Below are 16568 nucleotides of genomic sequence, written 5' to 3'. Positions count from 1 at the left end.
GATGAGCTGCCTTGCCGGAAAATCGAGAACGTGTTTCACTCGAAATGTGAGCGCACCTGAACTCCCGCTGTCGGCCCCGCTCAACGTGGGCTTCGACTACACGCGTTCGGTCGGCCCGGTGCTCGGCCGGTTCGTCAACGCCCTGCGCGAGCGCCGAGTCGAAGGCGTCCGGGGCAGCGACGGCCGCGTCCACGTGCCACCGCTGGAATACGATCCCGTGACCGCCGAGGCGCTGTCCGAATTCGTGCCGGTGGCTTCCGAGGGCGTGATCGTCTCCTGGTCCTGGATCGCCGAACCCGTCGACGGCCAGCCGTTGTCGCGGCCGTTCGCGTGGGCGCTGATCCGGCTCGACGGCGCCGACAGCTCGATCCTGCACGCGGTCGACGCCGGCTCCCCTGCGAGTGTCCACACCGGACAACGGGTCCGGATCCGCTGGGCGGACGAGACCGTCGGCCACATCCGCGACATCGCCTACTTCGTGCCCGTCGACGGCCCCGACACAGAAGCCACCGAGGCGCCTCCGCCGGTCGCGAAACGCGAAGAGGGCGCGCCGGTCAGCGTGGTAATCACACCGATCCACCTGCGCTACGAACATTCCGCGTCACCGGAGGAAAGCCGGTACCTGCGCGGGCTCGCCGAGGGAAAACTGATCGGCCAGCGCTGCCCATCCTGCGAGAAGGTCTACATCCCGCCGCGTGGCGCCTGCCCGACCGACGGCATCCCGACCACCGATGAGGTCGAACTGCCCGACACCGGCATCGTCACGACGTTCTGCATCGTGAACGTGCCGTTCCTCGGCCAGAAGATCAAACCGCCCTACGTGGCCGCGTACATCCTGCTCGACGGCGCGGACATCGCGTTCCTGCATCTGGTCCTCGGCTGCGACGCCGCCGACGTCCGGATGGGCATGCGGGTCCGGGCCGCCTGGAAACCGCGGGACGAATGGTGGACGTCGCTGGAGAACATCGGCCATTTCGAGCCGACCGGCGAGCCCGACGCACCGTACGAATCCTTCGCCCACCATCTGTGAGGACCACCGTGCCAGATGTAGCAGTCGTGGGCTTCGCGCAGGCCCCCAACGTCCGCAGCACCCCGGGCACCACCAACGGCGTGGAAATGCTGGTGCCGATCTTCGCCGAGGTCTTCGAGCGGACCGGTCTGTCCAAAGAGGACATCGGGTTCTGGTGCTCGGGTTCGTCGGACTACCTCGCCGGCCGCGCGTTCTCGTTCATCGCCGCGGTCGACGCCATCGGCGCCTTCCCGCCGATCCACGAATCGCACGTCGAGATGGACGCCGCCTGGGCGTTGTACGAGGCTTGGCTGAAGATCCGGATGGGCGAGGTCGACACGGCGCTCGTCTACGGCTTCGGCAAGTCTTCCGCCGGGCAACTGCGCCGGGTGCTGGCCTTGCAAATGGACCCGTACGTCGTCGCGCCGCTCTGGCCGGACTCGGTGAGCGTCGCCGGGATCCAGGCGAGGCTGGGGCTCGAATCCGGCCTTTGGTCCGAAAAGGATCTCGCCGAGGTCGCCGCGCGCAGCCGCGCGGACGCCGCCGGGAACCCGGCCGCGCAGCTCTCCGGAACGGTCGAGGTCGCCGAGCTCCTGGACGCCCCTTACTTCGCGGATCCCTTGCGGGCCCACGACATCGCTCCCATCACCGACGGCGCCGCCGTGCTCGTGCTCGCGTCGGCCGAGCGGGCCGCGGACCTCGTCGACAGCCCGGCGGTGATCACCGGGATCGAACACCGCGTCGACTCCCCCGCACTCGGCGTCCGAGACCTCACCAAGTCGCCTTCGACGGCGGCCGCCGGGCGGGCGCTCGACCTCGACGGCGTCGAAGTCGCGGAACTGCACGCGCCGTTCACACATCAGGAACTGATCCTGCGCGACGCGCTGGGCCTCGGCGACCAGGTGCGGATCAACCCCTCCGGCGGCGTCCTGACCGGCAATCCGATGTTCTCGGCGGGGCTGGCGCGGATCGGCGAGGCGGCGAACCGCATCCTCGACGGCAGCGCGCGCAAGACCCTCGCCCACGCGACCAGCGGCCCCGTCCTCCAGCAGAACCTGGTCGCGACCTTGGAGGTCCTCTCGTGAAGCACCTCGCCGCCGTACTGGGAACCGGCCAGACCCACCACAAGGCCAAACGCACCGACGTGTCCATGCCCGGTCTGCTCCGGGAGGCCATCGACCGGGCGATGCTCGACGCCGGGACCGGCTGGGACGACATCGACGCCGTCGTCCTCGGCAAGGCGCCGGATCTGTTCGAGGGCGTGATGATGCCCGAACTGTTCCTCGCCGACGCGCTCGGCGCGACCGGGAAACCGTTGCTGCGCGTGCACACCGCCGGTTCGGTCGGCGGCTCGACCGCGCTCGTCGCGGCGTCGCTCGTGCAGGCAGGCGTGCACAAGCGGGTGCTGACCGTGGCCTTCGAGAAGCAGTCCGAGTCGAACGCCATGTGGGGCCTGTCGATCCTGCCGCCGTTCCAGATGCCCGTGGGCGCCGGGGCGGGCGGCTATTTCGCGCCGCACGTGCGCTCGTACATCCGGCGGTCCGGCGCGCCCGGCCACGTCGGCGCGATCGTCGCGGCCAAGGATCGCCGCAACGGCGCCCTCAATCCGTACGCCCATCTGCGGCAGTCCGACATCACGGTGGAGTCGGTACAGGCGTCGCAGATGCTGTGGGACCCGATCCGCTACGACGAGACCTGCCCGTCTTCGGACGGCGCCTGCGCGATGGTGATCGGAGACGAAGCCTCGGGCGACGCCGTTCCCGGTGGCGCGGCGTGGATCCACGCGACCGCGATGCGCACCGAGCCGACCACGTTCGCCGGACGGGACCAGGTGAACCCTCAGGCGGGCCGGGACGCCGCCGCCGCGTTGTGGCGGGACGCGGGCATCACCGACCCACTGTCCGAAGTGGACGCAGCCGAGATCTACGTGCCGTTCTCGTGGTTCGAGCCGATGTGGCTGGAGAACCTGGGGTTCACCGACGAAGGTCAGGGCTGGAAGCTCACCGAAGCCGGCGAGACCGCGATCGGCGGGCGGCTACCGGTCAACCCGTCGGGTGGCGTGCTGTCGTCGAACCCGATCGGGGCCTCCGGGATGCTCCGGTTCTCCGAAGCGGCCAAGCAGGTGATGGGCCGGGCCGGGGACTACCAGGTCGACGGCGCGCGGATCGCGCTCGGACACGCGTACGGCGGCGGTTCGCAGTTCTTCTCGATGTGGGTGGTGGGATCGGCCAAACCGAGCTGAAGGGGCCTTTCCCCGCATGGGACGCGGTGAAGGACGCTTTGGTCGCATCGCATGCGGGGAAGGCGTCCTTCACCGCACGCGTCAGGGGCGCCGGCGCGGCCGGAGGCGTTGCGCGGCCAGGGTCGCGACCACCCCGGTCACCGCACCCACCAGCACCGGCTTGAGCCCGTGCCGGTCCGGTGCGGCCACCACGGGCCGGACCACCACGGGCGGCGGCGGCCGGACCGGATCCGGCGGGGCGTCACGCGCGGTCGCCGTCCAGGCTGTCACGAACACCAGCATCCGGGCCACCAGCGAGATGAAGAAGATCAGGCCGATGATGGAGCCGAACGCGACCCCGGTCGGCGAGTTCCCGATCAAGCGCAGGTAGATCCCACCGGCCTGCTTCAGGAGTTCGAAGCCCAGCGCGAGCGCGACCGCGCCGCGCATCGCGCTGCGGACCCCCACCGGTTTCCGCGGCAGCCGGGTGAGCACCCAGAGGAACACGAGCCAGTTGGCCAGCAGTGCCAAGGGAATCGAGATCGCCGACAGCACGTTGTGCCCCCAAGCGGTGTCGTCCACCCCGGCCAGCCCCAGCAGATACCGGCCGAGCGCGGACCCGGAAATCGTGATGGCGAAGGAGACCAGCAGCGCGCTCGCGAGGCCGAGCAGCGCGAGCAGATCCGCGGCGATCGTGCGCAGCAACGGGAGATCCGACCGGTTCTGGCCCCACAGCGCGGTGAGCGCGTCGCGGAGCGCGTTCATCCAGTTCCAGCCGGAGTACAACCCGATGATCAGACCGATGAGCCCCACGCTGGTGCGCTGCTCCACGAACCCGGTGAGCAGCTCACCCGCCTTGTCACCGAGGGCTCCTGGCAACGTGCCGGTGATCGCGCTCAGCATCGACTCGATCAGCTGCGGCTGGCTGGCCAGCACGAAGCCCGCCACCGAGACCGCGACCATGAGGATGGGCACCAGCGAGAACAGGCTGAAATAGGTGATCGACGCGACGTAGTGGTAACCGCCGTACTCGACGTAGCGGTTCACGGCCCGGGCCACGTGGTCCAGCCAGCGGTAGCGGGCACGCAGCCGCTGCCATTTCGTCGGTGCTTGCTTCTCCCTCACACGCCCATGTCTACCTCAGCGAGGTCACGGCTCGTGGTCAACACGCGATCAAGCGAGCGCGATCAGCTCCGAGCCGTCGTCCTCCGGCAGCGCCGGGCCCGCGGTCGCCAGCACGGTGTTGCCGAGAAAGTCCAGCTCACAGCCGAGGGTGGAGAGGAACGCGGTGTCGGCGGCGTCCCGCCCGGTCGCGATCCGGCACAGGCTCTGCCTCGGCGCGAGGCCGGTGGCGTCGAACACGTACCAGCGGCCGTCGATCGCGGCCTCGAACACGGCGTGGAAGTCCATTGGGGACAGTCCGGGCGCGTAGACCGCCGCGAACCGGGCGGGGATGTCGAGCACGCGGCACAGCGAGATGCAGACGTGCGCGTAGTCGCGGCAGACCCCTTCCCCGGCGAGGTAGGTGTCGACGGCGTCATCGGTCGGCGAGCCAGAACCGACCACATAGGACAGGTGCTCGCGCACATGCCGGACGATCGCCTCGACCTGGGTGCGGGTGCCGGGCAAGCCGCCGAAGCGGGCCAGCGCGAGCCCGCCCATCCGGTCCGAGGGGCAGTACCGGCTGGGCCTGGTGTAGCGGATCAGATCGTCTTGGCCGACCGGTTCGGCGTCGGCCGGATCGAGTGCGCGTTCGGCCCGGTATCGCACGACGTGCTCCCCGGACGGCAGGTCGACGACCTGAGCACGGGTCCGGTGTTCGAACGCCACCTGGCGCGGCGGCGCGGGGTAGGCGAACTCCTCCTGGGCGGCCCCGCCCGCGAGCGCGACCACGAACGCGGCGGGGCCGGATTTCGTGACCCGGAAGGACATTTCGACATCGACCTGAACGTGGGGACCCATGGCCCCATGGTGCCCCACGGCACCGGTTCAGGCGTAGCGGACCTGGTAGTGCTTGATCCCGTTGAGCCAGCTCGACCGGAGCCGGTCCGGCGGGGAGACTTCGGCGATGTCCGGCATGACATCGGCGATGGCGTTGAAGATCAGGTCGATCTCCAGCCGCGCGAGGTTGGCGCCGATGCAGTAGTGCGAACCCGTGCCGCCGAAGCCGACGTGCGGGTTGTCCTCGCGGAGGATGTCGAACTTCTCCGGCTCGTCGAAGTGGTCCGGATCGAAGTTCGCGGAACTGTAGAACATCCCGACCCGGTCGCCCTTGCGGATGTGCTGCCCGCCGAGTTCGGTGTCCCGGGTCGCGGTGCGCTGGAAGGCGACCACCGGCGTGGCCCAGCGGACGATCTCGTCCGGGGCGGTCTTCGGCCGCTCCTTCTTGTAGAGCTCCCACTGATCCGGGTGATCGAGGAACGCCTTCATCCCGTGGGTGATCGCGTTGCGCGTGGTCTCATTGCCCGCGACGGCGAGCAGGATGACGAAGAAGCCGAACTCGTCGGAGGCCAGCGACTCGCCGTCGACGTCGGCCTGCACCAGCTTCGTGACGATGTCGTCCATCGGGCACTTGCGTCGTTCTTCGGCCATGTTCCAGGCGTAACCGACGATCTCCGCGGACGCGGCCAGCGGTTCGACTTCGTACTCGGGGTCGTCGTAGGCGACCATCTGGTTGGACCAGTCGAAGACCTTGAGCCGGTCTTCCTGCGGGATGCCGATCAGTTCGGCGATGGCCTGCAAGGGAAGTTCGCACGCGACGTCGACGACGAAATCGCCGGAGCCCTTCTTCTTGGCCTCGCTGACGATGCGCTCCGCGCGATCACGCAGGGTGTCCTCGAGCTTCGCGATCGACCTCGGCGTGAAGCCCTTCGACACGATCCGCCGCAGCTTCGTGTGCTGCGGGGCGTCCATGTTGAGCAGGACCAGACGATTGGCTTCGAGACTGTCGTCGGTCATGTTCTCGTCGAACCGGATGATCGCGGTCTTCTCCCGGGAGGAGAACAGCTCGCTGTCCCTCGACACCGCCTTGACGTCTTCGAGCCGGCTGACCACCCAATAGCCGTCGTCGCGGAAGCCCGCGGTGTTGTGCGGCTGCGGGTTCCACCAGACCGGTGCCGTGCGGCGGAGTTCGGCGAACTCCTCCAGAGGCAGTCTGGTGGCGTAAAGATCCGGATCGGTGAAATCGAAACCGGCGGGGATCAGGGGAGCGGCCACGGGCTACCTCCTACGCGGTTCGCCAATGAAACACGTTCTAGAGCCGATTGAAGCATACGGCGTTTACCAAGTGAAGAGTTTCAGTGAAACCCGTTAACTCGGCTGCCGCGGATCGCGCGAGCGCAGCATGGAGCGAAAACGGCGACCAGTGATCAAAATCGAGCCGATCCTGCGGCGACTTGCTCAAATCAAGAACGTGTTCTACTTTTCGAAGCAGTGAACAGTATTTCCCAGGAGGCGAACGTGGGTAGTCCGGTGATCGTCGAGGCGGTCCGCACCCCTATCGGCAAGCGCAGGGGCCACCTCGCGGGGCTGCACGCCGCCGAGATCCTCGGCGCGGCACAGCGCGCCCTGCTCGAACGCGCGGGACTGGATCCCGCGCTGGTCGAGCAGGCGATCGGCGGCGCCGTGACCCAGGCCGGCGAGCAGGCGGGCAACGTCACGCGCACCGCGTGGCTGCACGCCGGGCTTCCCGAGACCACGGGCGCGACCACCATCGACGCCCAGTGCGGCTCGGCGCAGCAGGCGACGCACCTGATCGCCGGGCTCATCGCGGCCGGTGCCATCGACGCCGGCGTCTCCTGCGGAGTCGAGGCGATGAGCCGAGTCCCGCTGGGCGCGAACCGCGGTGAGGGCATCGGTACGCCCCGTCCGGAGTCGTGGTCGATCGACATGCCCAACCAGTACGGCGCGGCCGAGCGGATCGCGGAACGCCGCGGGATCACCCGCCACGACGTCGACCGGTTCGGCACCGAGTCCCAGGCCAAGGCCGCCGCCGCTTGGGCCGCGGGCCATTTCGACCGCGAGGTCGTCGCGGTGAAGGCCCCCGTGCTCGGCGAAGACGGCGCGCCGACCGGCGAGACACGGCTGGTCGCCCGCGACCAAGGACTCCGTGAGACGACCGTCGAAGGCCTCGCCAGGCTCAAGCCCGTCCTCGAAGGCGGCGTGCACACGGCCGGGACTTCGTCGCAGATCTCCGACGGCGCGGCCGCGCTCCTCCTGATGGACTCGGACCGGGCCAAGGCACTGGGCCTCAAGCCGCGAGCGCGGATCGTCTCGCAGGCGTTGGTCGGCGCGGAACCGTACTACCACCTCGACGGCCCCGTGCAGGCGACCGAACGTGTCCTGGCCAAGGCGGGGATGTCGATCGGCGACCTCGACCTCTTCGAAGTCAACGAGGCGTTCGCTTCGGTTGTGTTGTCGTGGCAGCGGGTGCACCGGCCCGACGAGGACAAGGTCAACGTGAACGGTGGCGCGATCGCGCTCGGGCATCCCGTCGGCAGCACCGGCGCCCGCCTGCTGACCACGGCGTTGCACGAACTGGAACGCCGGGACGCGAGCACCGCGCTGGTGACGATGTGCGCCGGCGGCGCGCTTTCCACCGGCACGATCATCGAACGGATCTAGCCCAAGCCGACCTCGACCACCGGACCGTTGTCCGGCCTCGCGAGCCGTTTGCTCCCCTGACCCTCCTTCCAGAAGTCGAAATAGATGGTGTCGCCCTCGACCCAGGTCAGCACCGCCTCGGTGAGGTCGAGCCGGAAGACGTGCGCCTCCCCGTCATCGCCCTGCAGGCGGGCGACCTCCGCCGGATCGGTGATCTCGACGGCCTTTCCCGACACCTTCGCGTCCGCGCCGCCCTCGTCGATCGCCGAGGCGGCGTGGATCGCGAACCTGCCGTCGCGCCGCAGATCCTTCGCCTTCATCGCGCCGATCATCGAACCGATCAGCAGGTCCCGCTCACGGAAATCGACCTCACTGCCGCTGACCCGGGGCGAGCCGTCCCGCCGGACCGTCGCCAGCACATGCGACTTCGCCGCGGTGAACCGCTCTTTGATCTTCCCCGCAAGCGCGGGTGCCTCTTCACTGAACTGCTGCCACGTCGCCATGCGGAACAGCGTCCCACCGGGGTCCGACACTTTCGAGCGGTCAGGGCCGCGGCGCCCCCATCGGGTTCGGCAGCGGAATCGCCCCGGCGTCGAAGATGCGCCGGCTCAGCGGGACGGCGATCCGCACGGCTTCGGCGGCCCCGTCCTCGCCGAGTGCTTCGAGCGGGCCGGCGGCGAGACGGTCGGTCTCGTCCTCGATCCGTTGGCGCAGCGCGATTCCCAGGCCGGTGAGCCTCAGATCGCTGTCGAGGATGCCCCGTTCGGACAACCGCGCGACGCTCTCGTCCCACTCGTCATCGGACCAGCCGCGGTTGATCTGGACGACCTCGCGGGTCACCGCTCCGCTGCCGATATTAGTCAGCGTGGTGTCGAGCCCGCGCAGCCCGGCGGCGACAGCGGAGAGCACATGACCGTCCCCGCGGTGTTCGCGCAACACCGTCGCCGCGAGCCACACCCGGCCGGCGGGCGTGGCGGGCCTGGCGACCGAGGACCAGGCGGCGGCGAGCGGCTTGGCCGCGTAATCGCAACCGGCGACGGCCTGGTCCAGCAGATCGGCGAGTTCAGCCAGAGACGCGTCAGCGGGCAAGATCCGGTTCAGGGCTTCCTCGACGGCGGCCATCCGGCTCCGGAGCACGACCGCCGGTTCGGCGTATTTCCACGCGTCGGGCAGGGATCGCGCGACCATCCTCGGAGCGAACCCGAAGAGCATCGCGGTCGCGGGCGGTTCCGGCAGCGGCCCGAGCGGCGCGACCCGGCCGGCGAAGTAGCCCATCCACCAGCTCGGCAGGCCCACCGCTTTGGCCGCGGCCGCCGTTTCCGGGGCGAAGTAGACGACGGCGTGCAGCGGCTCGACCGCTTCCCAGAGACGGCGCTGAAGTGACTTCACGTCTTCATCTTGCCGCGCCGAAAACCGGATGCGACCGAGCGCGGCGTGGTGTGTGATCACGGCATGGCGATCACCGTGGAGAAGCCGGGACCCGACGGACTGCCCGAGGCCGTGGACGCGCTGCGGGAGTGGCAAGCCGAGGGCGTGGCCTGGCAGCTGCATCCCGGTGACCTCGGCTGGTTCTGGCGCTCGGGGGCGGAGGCGACGGCCGCGGCGGTCCGGATCTGGCGCCGGGACGGGCGGATTCTCGCCGTCGGGCTCCTGGACGGGGCCGATCTGCTGCGCCTGACGACCGCACCCGGCGTCCGCCGGGACGAAGACCTGGCGCGGCGGATGGCCGAAGACATCGTCGCGCCGGAACGCGGTGTGCTGCCGGTGGGGAAGGTGGCCGTCGAGGCCCCGATGGACGCGCTGCTCCAGGACGTCCTGCCCGAGCACGGCTGGCGCGCCGACGAACCGTGGACCCCGCTGCGCCGCGATCTCACCGAACCGGTGAAGGCCCCGGACCTGCGGATCGAGACCATCGGGCCGGACGAGTGCCACGTATGGGCGGACGTGATGCGAGGGGCGTTCGACGGTTCGAAGTTCACCCCCGAGAAGTGGCGCACGATGGCGGCGAGTGCGCCGTACGCCGATGGCCGGTGCCTGGTCGGGTACGACGAGCGGGGCGACGCCGTCGCGGCGGTCGCGGTGTGGTCGGCAGGTCCGGGTAAGCCCGGAATACTCGAGCCGATGGGCGTGCACCGGAACCATCGCGGGCACGGTCATGGCAGGGCGATCACCGTCGCCGCGGCGGCCGCGCTCCGGGAGCTCGGCTCGTCGAGCGCGGGCGTGAACACGCCGAGTTCCAACGTCGCCGCCGTCGCGACGTACGAATCGGGTGGGTTCCAGCGGCTTCCCGAGGTCAGGGACCTGGCACGGGATGCCCCGTGAGCGGTAAGGACGGTTAGGGCCAACGGTGTCTCAGGCACCTCTTGAATGTGGCGGCCTTGGTCGTGAGTCCGTGAAGGCCTCCTTCCCTACCCTGAAGGTAAGGAAGGAGGCCTTCACGGACTACGCGATCGCCACCCGCAGCCCCAGCAACACCAGCAGCCTCAGCAGTCACAGCGGCGCCGCGTGAAGGCCCCCTTCCCTCGGCTCAGCCGAGGAAACTCGACCTTCACACCTTCCCGAGTACATGAAGGGGGTGCAGGGGCGAGCAAGGGTGGCGGTGGCGTGGCGAGCATGCCTCGTGAGTGGTAAGGACGGTTAGAACCGTCCTTACCACTCACGAGACGGTACCGAAACCCTAAGCCCCGTAAACGGGTTCAGGCGCCGGCCCCTCCGCCAGCAGCTCCGCCACCACCGGGCCGAGTTCACCCGGTGACCACCGGGAACCCTTGTCCCGTACCGCGCCGTGCCGCCAGCCCTGCGCGATCGATACGCGTCCGCCGTCGACCTCGAACACCCGGCCGGTGACCCCGGACGATTCCTCGCTGCCGAGCCACACCACCAGCGGCGACACGTTTTCCGGTGCCATGGCGTCGAAACCGTCCTCCGGCGCGGCCATGTCGTCGGCGAAGGCGACTTCGGTCATCCGGGTGCGGGCGGCCGGGGCGATCGCGTTCACGGTGACGCCGTAGCGCGCGAATTCGGTGGCGGCGACCAGCGTGAGCCCCAGGATCCCGGACTTCGCAGCCGCGTAATTCCCCTGCCCGACGCTGCCGAGCAGCCCCGCGCCCGAACTGGTGTTGATCACCCGTGCGGCCCGCGTCCGTCCTGCCTTCGCCTCGGCTCGCCAGTACTCGGCGGCATGCCGCGTCGGCGCGAAATGCCCTTTCAGGTGGACGCGGATGACCGCGTCCCATTCGTCCTCGCCGAGGTTCACCAGCATCCGGTCGCGCAGGAAACCCGCGTTGTTGACCAGGACGTCCAGCCCGCCGAAGGTTTCGACGGCCGTCCGCACCAGCGCGGCGGCGCCGTCCCAGGAGGCGACGTCGTCGGTGTTCGCGACCGCTTTGCCGCCGAGCGCCTCGATCTCGTCAACGACGTCCTGCGCCGGCCCGGCCGATCCTCCGCTTCCGTCGATCCCGGCGCCTAGGTCGTTCACCACCACCCGCGCGCCCTCGGCGGCGAACGCGAGCGCGTGCGCCCGCCCGATGCCACGACCGGCTCCGGTCACCACCACGATCCGGCCGTCGGCGATCCCGCTCACACCGGCTCCTTTCGTTCTTTCACCAGGGAATTGGAAGCGGCGAGGAAGGCAGGAACCTCTCCCCCGCCGTGCACGGTCAGGCAGGCGCCGCTGACGTAGGAAGCCAGCGAAGAAGCAAGGAACACCGCGCAGGAACCGATCTCGTCCGGGTCTGCCAACCGTCCTAACGGGACAGTCGCGCCCACCGCGGCGATACCCGCCTCGTCGCCGTAGTGCAGATACGAGTGCTCCGTCCGCACCATGCCGACGTCGAGTCCGTTGACCCGCACCTTCGGCGCCCACTCGACGGCGAGCGACGCGGTCAGGTTGTCGAGTCCCGCTTTCGCCGCGCCGTAGGACGCCGTGCCCGGCGACGGTCTCGTCGCGCTGACGCTGCTGATGTTCACGATGACGCCGCCGCTTTCCTGCTGCTGCATGATCGCGTTCGCCGCACGGGCGACATTCAACGGTGCCAGCAGGTTCAGCGCGACGATCTTTTCGTGGAACCGCGGCGACGCGTTCGCCGCCTCGGCGTACGGCGCGCCGCCCGCGTTGTTGACCACGACGTCGAGCCTGCCGTGCCGCCGGACGACCTCTTCGACGAGCGCGTCGACCTCTTTCGGGTCGCGGACGTCGCAGGAGATGAACGTCGACGCCCTGTCCCCGGCGCGGACGGGCCGCTCGGGTTCGGTGCGCGCACAGGTGACCACTTCGGCTCCGGCGCGCAGAAAAGTCCTGGTGACACCGGCGCCGACGCCGCGTACCCCGCCGGTCACCAGCACCACGGCGCCGTCGAGCCGGAGTTCGAGTGCCATGCCGGGCCTCCTTCACGTCGCTGTACCCGGACCGGACGTCCTGCTAACGTACCAAGCAAGTGCTAGGTTTGGTAGCGGAGAAGGGTGCCCGATGACCGTTTCCACCCACTCACCGGAGCCCGGTATCGCCGTGGTCACGGTCGACGCGCCCCCGGTGAACGCGCTGAGCGTGAAGGGATGGTTCGCCCTCGCGTCCGCCGTCACCGACGCCGGACGCGATCCGGCGACCCACGTGGTGGTGCTGCGCGCGGAGGGCCGCGGGTTCAACGCCGGGGTCGACATCAAGGAGATCCAGCGCGACCCGGGGTACGGCGCGCTGATCGGCGCGAACGAGGGCTGCGCGGCGGCGTTCTCCGCGGTGTACGACTGCGCGGTCCCGGTGATCGCCGCGGTGCAAGGTTTCTGCCTCGGCGGCGGGGTCGGCCTGGTCGGCAACGCGGACGTGGTGATCGCCAGTGAGGACGCGACCTTCGGGCTCCCCGAGGTCGATCGCGGCGCGCTGGGCGCGGCGACCCATCTCGCGCGTCTGGTCCCCCAGCATCTGATGCGGGCCTTGTACTACACGGCCTCCACGATCACCGCGGCTCAGTTGCACCATCACGGTTCGGTCTACGCCGTCGTCCCGCGAGAGGAACTCGACGAAACCGCGCTCGGCGTCGCGCGGCAGATCGCGGCGAAGGACACCCGCGTGATCCGCGCCGCGAAACAGGCCATCAACGGCATCGACGTCCAGCCCGTGCACCGCAGCTACCGCTTCGAGCAGGGATTCACCTTCGAACTCAACCTTGCGGGCGTCTCGGACGGCGCGCGCCAGGAGTTCTTGGACGGTAAGGGGAAGTGATGGCCGACAAGCGGATGACGCCGGACGAGATCGCCGCCGAACTGAAGGACGGCATGACGATCGGGATCGGCGGCTGGGGCTCGCGGCGCAAGCCCATGGCGCTGGTGCGCGCGATCCTGCGTTCTCCGGTCAAGGATCTCACCGTGGTCTCCTACGGCGGCCCGGACGTCGGCCTGCTGGCGTCGGCGGGCAAGATCAAGCATCTCGTCTTCGGCTTCGTCACGCTGGACTCGATCCCCTACGACCCGTGGTTCGCCCGGGCGCGGGAATCCGGGTCGATCACCGTCACGGAATACGACGAAGGCGTTTTCGGCACCGGGCTTTCCGCTGCCGCGCAACGGCTTCCATTTCTTCCGACGCGGGCGGGCCTCGGCTCCGGCGTGACGGATCTGAACCCGTCGTTGCGCACCGTCCGCTCGCCGTACGACGATGCCGAAGAGCTGCTGGCCGTGCCCGCGTTGAGGCTCGACGCGGCCTTCGTCCACCTCAACCGCGCCGACGCCCGGGGCAACGCGCAGTACCTCGGGCCCGATCCGTACTTCGACGAGCTGTTCGCCCTCGCCGCCGAAAAGTGTTACGTGTCCACGGAAAAGATCGTGGAGACGGCCGAGCTCACCGAAGCGGGGCCGGTGCAGAGCCTGCTGCTGAGCCGGATGCTCGTCACCGGGGTGGCCGAGACGCCGAACGGCGCGCATTTCACCACCGCCGTCCCGGACTACGGGCGCGACGAACGTTTCCAGCGTCACTACGCCGAAGCGGCCAAGGATCTCGACGCGTGGCCCGAATTCGTCGACAGGTTCCTGTCCGGCGACGAAGCGCACTACCAGAAGGCCGCCGCCGAATTCGGGGAGTCCGCATGAGTGACATCAGTCGTGCCGAAGTGGCCGTCGTGGCCTGTGCCGAACTGTTCCGCGGCGACGGCGAAATCGTGGTGAGCCCCATGGGTTTCATCCCGTCGCTGGGCGCCCGGCTCGCCAGGCTGACGTTCGAGCCGGACATCCTGCTGTCCGACGGCGAGGCGTACCTGATGACCCCGCACGCCGTCGTCGAAGGCTGGCAACCGTTCCGCAAGGTCCTCGACACCGTGGTACCGCGCGGAAAACGGCATGTGGTGATGGGTGCCAACCAGATCGACGGCGAGGGCAACCAGAACATCTCGGCCATCGGCGACCATTCGCGCCCCAAGAAACAACTTCTCGGTGTGCGCGGCGGGCCCGGCAACACGGCCAATCACCGCACGAGCTACTGGGTCCCGCGGCACAGCAGGCGGGTCTTCGTCGAGCAGGTCGACGTCGTGTCCGGCGTCGGCTACGCCAGGGCACGCGAGGCCGGGCTGCGGCACCATGACGTCCACCGCGTCGTCACCAACCTCGGCGTCCTGGATTTCGGCGGCGAAGACCACGCGCCAAGGCTGCTTTCCGTGCATCCGGGGGTTTCCGTGGACGAGGTCGTCGAGGCGACGTCGTTCCCGCTGGTCACCGACGGGGTCACCGAGTCCCGGCTGCCGACCGAGTCCGAACTGCTCCTGATCCGCACCAGCCTGGATCCGAAGTCCTTGCGGGACAAGGAAGTCCCGTCGTGAAGACCGCGCTGACCGAACTGGCCGGGATCCGGCACCCGATCGTTCAGACCGGAATGGGCTGGGTCGCCGGGCCGCGCCTGGTGTCCGCGACGGCTGAAGCGGGCGGTCTCGGCATCCTCGCGTCCGCGACGATGACCTACGACGAACTGGCGGCGGCCATCAAGGAGGTCAAAAGCCGCACGTCCCAACCGTTCGGTGTCAACCTCCGTGCGGACGCCGAAGACGCCGCGCGCCGGGTCGAACTGCTCATCACCGAGGAAGTCCGCGTCGCGTCCTTCGCGCTCGCGCCGAAGAAGGACATGATCGCGCGGCTCAAGGACAACGGCATCCTCGTCGTGCCTTCGGTCGGTGCGGCCAGGCACGCGGAGAAGGTCGCGGGCTGGGGTGCCGACGCCGTCATCGTGCAGGGCGGTGAGGGCGGCGGGCACACCGGCGGGGTCGCGACGACGCTGCTGCTGCCGTCGGTGCTGGACGCGGTCGATATCCCAGTGGTCGCGGCCGGCGGCTTCTTCGACGGCCGGGGGCTGGCCGCCGCGCTCGCCTACGGGGCGGCCGGGGTCGCCATGGGCACCCGGTTCCTCCTGACGAGGGAAAGCACCGTCCCGGACGAGATCAAGCAGGCGTACCTCGCCCGTGACCTCAACGGCACCGTCGTCACCCGGAAGGTGGACGGGATGCCGCATCGCGTGCTCCGGACGGAACTGGTCGACGCGCTCGAATCCGCCGGTCCGGTGCGCGGGCTCGCCAGGGCCGCCCGGAACGCCTCGAAGTTCCGGAAACTGACCGGGCTGTCGTGGCGCTCGCTGGCCACCGAGGGGCTGCGGATGAAACGCGGCGGCGACCGGACCTGGTCGCAGGTCCTGATGGCCGCCAACACGCCGATGCTGTTGCGCGCCGGGCTCGTCGAGGGCGATCGGAGCGCCGGGGTACTGGCGTCCGGGCAGGTCGTCGGCCTGCTCGGCGACCTGCCCGCGGTCGGCGACCTGATCGAGACGATCGTCGCCGACGCCACCGGCATCCTGCGGCGGCTGGCCTCGGAGTGAGGGTCCGGGCACGCTGTGCTTGACTTCGGCCATGATCTCGGAGAGTCGTTGTCCGGTCGAGGACGGTGAGCTATACGTCCGCAGCACCGGCGAAGGGCCGCTTCTGCTCCTGATCGCGGGCGGGCTGGGCTCGGCGGACACCTTCCGGGCGATGACGAAGCTGCTCGCGGACGACTACACCGTCGTCACGTACGACCGGCGCGGTCACTTCCGCAGCACGGACACCAGTACCGGCCCGGTCAGCGTGCCGAAGCAGGCCGACGACGCCCACGCGGTGCTCCAGCACGTCGGGGGTGCCCCCGCGAGAGTGTTCGGCACCAGCGCGGGCGCCATGATCGGTCTCGACCTCGTGGCCCGTTACCCGGACGCGGCGACCGTGCTGGTCGCGCACGAACCGCCGGCCATCCAGCTGCTGCCCGACGCGCTCGGCTGGCTCGACGAGGCCAACGCCCAGGTCCGGCTCGCGCAGGCGGGCGACCTGATGGGGGCGTTCAAACGATTCACCGACGGTATCGCCGGCGCCGCGCTGCCCGAGCTGCGCGCGATCCGGCTGCCGAACGAGGAGGACTGGAAGCGGCTGTTCGGCCGCGAGCTGGCCGAAATCCTCGACTACCTTCCCGATCTGCGGGCACTGCGGCGGAGCAGGACCGAGATCGTCCCCGTCGCCGGTGTCGGCAGCCGAGGGCACTACCACTACCAGCCCGCGAAGATCCTCGCGCTCGAACTGGGGTTGCCGTTCACGGAGGTGCCCGGCGCGCATCTGGCGCCCCAGCGGAATCCCGCCCAGTTCACCGAAGCGCTGCGCGATCTGCTCGAGGCCTGAAGCGGCGGTGTCGGGGTGGTCGTGAGTGGCGATTCGGGTTCCAACCCGAATCGCCAGATCGGAAGAGCGT

At 69.5% G+C, this 16568-nt stretch carries 17 protein-coding genes; 10 read left to right on the top strand and 7 right to left on the bottom strand.

Annotation, left to right across the window (positions count from 1 at the left end; translation table 11 throughout):
* Nucleotide 1: 1 nt before the first annotated feature.
* From LCL61_RS01475 to LCL61_RS01465, 3 genes are read left to right on the top strand one after another with little or no spacing between them, the layout of a single operon-like run.
* Complete coding sequence (locus LCL61_RS01475) at nucleotides 2–1030, top strand: Zn-ribbon domain-containing OB-fold protein (protein ID WP_425341975.1); 1029 nt, start codon at nucleotides 2–4, stop codon at nucleotides 1028–1030.
* Between the two features lie 8 nt (nucleotides 1031–1038).
* Nucleotides 1039–2094 carry a thiolase domain-containing protein gene (locus tag LCL61_RS01470; RefSeq protein ID WP_340685172.1) on the top strand — a complete coding sequence of 352 codons (1056 nt, stop codon included), beginning with the start codon at nucleotides 1039–1041 and terminating at the stop codon, nucleotides 2092–2094.
* Nucleotides 2091–3251, top strand: coding sequence for a thiolase domain-containing protein (locus LCL61_RS01465; RefSeq protein WP_340685171.1), 1161 nt, complete (start codon nucleotides 2091–2093; stop codon nucleotides 3249–3251). The genes LCL61_RS01470 and LCL61_RS01465 overlap by 4 nt, the downstream gene beginning before the upstream one ends.
* Nucleotides 3252–3332: 81 nt before the next feature.
* On the opposite strand, the gene LCL61_RS01460 is transcribed toward LCL61_RS01465, so the two are convergent.
* The 3 genes from LCL61_RS01460 to LCL61_RS01450 are packed head-to-tail and all read right to left on the bottom strand — an operon-like array spanning nucleotide 3333 to nucleotide 6446.
* The gene (locus LCL61_RS01460; RefSeq protein WP_340685170.1) at nucleotides 3333–4355 is read right to left on the bottom strand and encodes a YhjD/YihY/BrkB family envelope integrity protein; all 1023 of its coding nucleotides are present in this window, start codon (nucleotides 4353–4355) and stop codon (nucleotides 3333–3335) included.
* 48 nt (nucleotides 4356–4403) lie between these two features.
* On the bottom strand, nucleotides 4404–5192 hold the full coding sequence (locus LCL61_RS01455; protein ID WP_340685169.1) for a transglutaminase family protein: 789 nt from the start codon (nucleotides 5190–5192) through the stop codon (nucleotides 4404–4406).
* 27 nt (nucleotides 5193–5219) lie between these two features.
* Nucleotides 5220–6446, bottom strand: coding sequence for a cytochrome P450 (locus LCL61_RS01450; RefSeq protein WP_340685168.1), 1227 nt, complete (start codon nucleotides 6444–6446; stop codon nucleotides 5220–5222).
* A gap of 243 nt (nucleotides 6447–6689) precedes the next feature.
* On the opposite strand from LCL61_RS01450, the gene LCL61_RS01445 reads away from it, so the two are divergent.
* A complete protein-coding gene (locus tag LCL61_RS01445) occupies nucleotides 6690–7853 on the top strand; it encodes a steroid 3-ketoacyl-CoA thiolase (protein ID WP_340685167.1) in 1164 nt (387 codons plus the stop codon).
* Here the strand turns inward: LCL61_RS01445 and LCL61_RS01440 are convergent.
* Both LCL61_RS01440 and LCL61_RS01435 read right to left on the bottom strand, forming a co-directional pair.
* Nucleotides 7850–8335, bottom strand: coding sequence for a pyridoxamine 5'-phosphate oxidase family protein (locus LCL61_RS01440; protein ID WP_340685166.1), 486 nt, complete (start codon nucleotides 8333–8335; stop codon nucleotides 7850–7852). The two genes, LCL61_RS01445 and LCL61_RS01440, sit on opposite strands and share 4 nt — an antisense overlap.
* A gap of 40 nt (nucleotides 8336–8375) precedes the next feature.
* Nucleotides 8376–9221: an SCO6745 family protein gene (locus LCL61_RS01435; RefSeq protein WP_340685165.1), complete on the bottom strand. Its 846-nt coding sequence runs from the start codon at nucleotides 9219–9221 to the stop codon at nucleotides 8376–8378.
* Between the two features lie 63 nt (nucleotides 9222–9284).
* Between LCL61_RS01435 and LCL61_RS01430 the strand changes: the two genes are divergently transcribed.
* Nucleotides 9285–10154: a GNAT family N-acetyltransferase gene (locus tag LCL61_RS01430; protein ID WP_340685164.1), complete on the top strand. Its 870-nt coding sequence runs from the start codon at nucleotides 9285–9287 to the stop codon at nucleotides 10152–10154.
* A gap of 355 nt (nucleotides 10155–10509) precedes the next feature.
* Here the strand turns inward: LCL61_RS01430 and LCL61_RS01425 are convergent, their stop codons facing one another.
* Both LCL61_RS01425 and LCL61_RS01420 read right to left on the bottom strand, forming a co-directional pair.
* Nucleotides 10510–11415 carry an SDR family oxidoreductase gene (locus LCL61_RS01425; RefSeq protein WP_340685163.1) on the bottom strand — a complete coding sequence of 302 codons (906 nt, stop codon included), beginning with the start codon at nucleotides 11413–11415 and terminating at the stop codon, nucleotides 10510–10512.
* A complete protein-coding gene (locus tag LCL61_RS01420; RefSeq protein ID WP_340685162.1) occupies nucleotides 11412–12209 on the bottom strand; it encodes an SDR family oxidoreductase in 798 nt (265 codons plus the stop codon). Before LCL61_RS01420 ends, LCL61_RS01425 begins: the two co-directional genes overlap by 4 nt.
* 91 nt (nucleotides 12210–12300) lie before the next feature.
* Between LCL61_RS01420 and LCL61_RS01415 the strand changes: the two genes are divergently transcribed.
* The 5 genes from LCL61_RS01415 to LCL61_RS01395 are packed head-to-tail and all read left to right on the top strand — an operon-like array spanning nucleotide 12301 to nucleotide 16498.
* A complete protein-coding gene (locus LCL61_RS01415) occupies nucleotides 12301–13050 on the top strand; it encodes an enoyl-CoA hydratase family protein (protein WP_340685161.1) in 750 nt (249 codons plus the stop codon).
* Nucleotides 13050–13910, top strand: coding sequence for a CoA transferase subunit A (locus tag LCL61_RS01410; RefSeq protein WP_340685160.1), 861 nt, complete (start codon nucleotides 13050–13052; stop codon nucleotides 13908–13910). The genes LCL61_RS01415 and LCL61_RS01410 overlap by 1 nt, the downstream gene beginning before the upstream one ends.
* Complete coding sequence (locus LCL61_RS01405) at nucleotides 13907–14632, top strand: CoA-transferase subunit beta (protein ID WP_340685159.1); 726 nt, start codon at nucleotides 13907–13909, stop codon at nucleotides 14630–14632. Before LCL61_RS01410 ends, LCL61_RS01405 begins: the two co-directional genes overlap by 4 nt.
* A complete protein-coding gene (locus LCL61_RS01400; RefSeq protein WP_340685158.1) occupies nucleotides 14629–15675 on the top strand; it encodes an NAD(P)H-dependent flavin oxidoreductase in 1047 nt (348 codons plus the stop codon). The genes LCL61_RS01405 and LCL61_RS01400 overlap by 4 nt, the downstream gene beginning before the upstream one ends.
* A gap of 31 nt (nucleotides 15676–15706) precedes the next feature.
* The gene (locus LCL61_RS01395; protein WP_340685157.1) at nucleotides 15707–16498 is read left to right on the top strand and encodes an alpha/beta hydrolase; all 792 of its coding nucleotides are present in this window, start codon (nucleotides 15707–15709) and stop codon (nucleotides 16496–16498) included.
* The last annotated feature ends 70 nt before the right edge of the window (nucleotides 16499–16568 follow it).

This window comes from Amycolatopsis coloradensis, assembly GCF_037997115.1.
Taxonomy (GTDB): domain Bacteria; phylum Actinomycetota; class Actinomycetes; order Mycobacteriales; family Pseudonocardiaceae; genus Amycolatopsis; species Amycolatopsis coloradensis_A.
The sequence above is the reverse complement of the archived record's forward strand: the minus strand, read 5'-3'. Positions and strand labels throughout refer to the sequence as shown.

Coding starts and splice junctions, on each gene's coding strand:
- LCL61_RS01475 (WP_425341975.1), top strand. CDS start 2: ATGAGCTGCCTTGCCGGAAAATCGAGAACGTGTTTCACTCGAAATGTG.
- LCL61_RS01430 (WP_340685164.1), top strand. CDS start 9,285: ATGGCGATCACCGTGGAGAAGCCGGGACCCGACGGACTGCCCGAGGCC.
- LCL61_RS01455 (WP_340685169.1), bottom strand. CDS start 5,192: ATGGGTCCCCACGTTCAGGTCGATGTCGAAATGTCCTTCCGGGTCACG.
- LCL61_RS01405 (WP_340685159.1), top strand. CDS start 13,907: ATGAGTGACATCAGTCGTGCCGAAGTGGCCGTCGTGGCCTGTGCCGAA.
- LCL61_RS01420 (WP_340685162.1), bottom strand. CDS start 12,209: ATGGCACTCGAACTCCGGCTCGACGGCGCCGTGGTGCTGGTGACCGGC.
- LCL61_RS01410 (WP_340685160.1), top strand. CDS start 13,050: ATGGCCGACAAGCGGATGACGCCGGACGAGATCGCCGCCGAACTGAAG.
- LCL61_RS01395 (WP_340685157.1), top strand. CDS start 15,707: ATGATCTCGGAGAGTCGTTGTCCGGTCGAGGACGGTGAGCTATACGTC.
- LCL61_RS01415 (WP_340685161.1), top strand. CDS start 12,301: ATGACCGTTTCCACCCACTCACCGGAGCCCGGTATCGCCGTGGTCACG.
- LCL61_RS01440 (WP_340685166.1), bottom strand. CDS start 8,335: ATGGCGACGTGGCAGCAGTTCAGTGAAGAGGCACCCGCGCTTGCGGGG.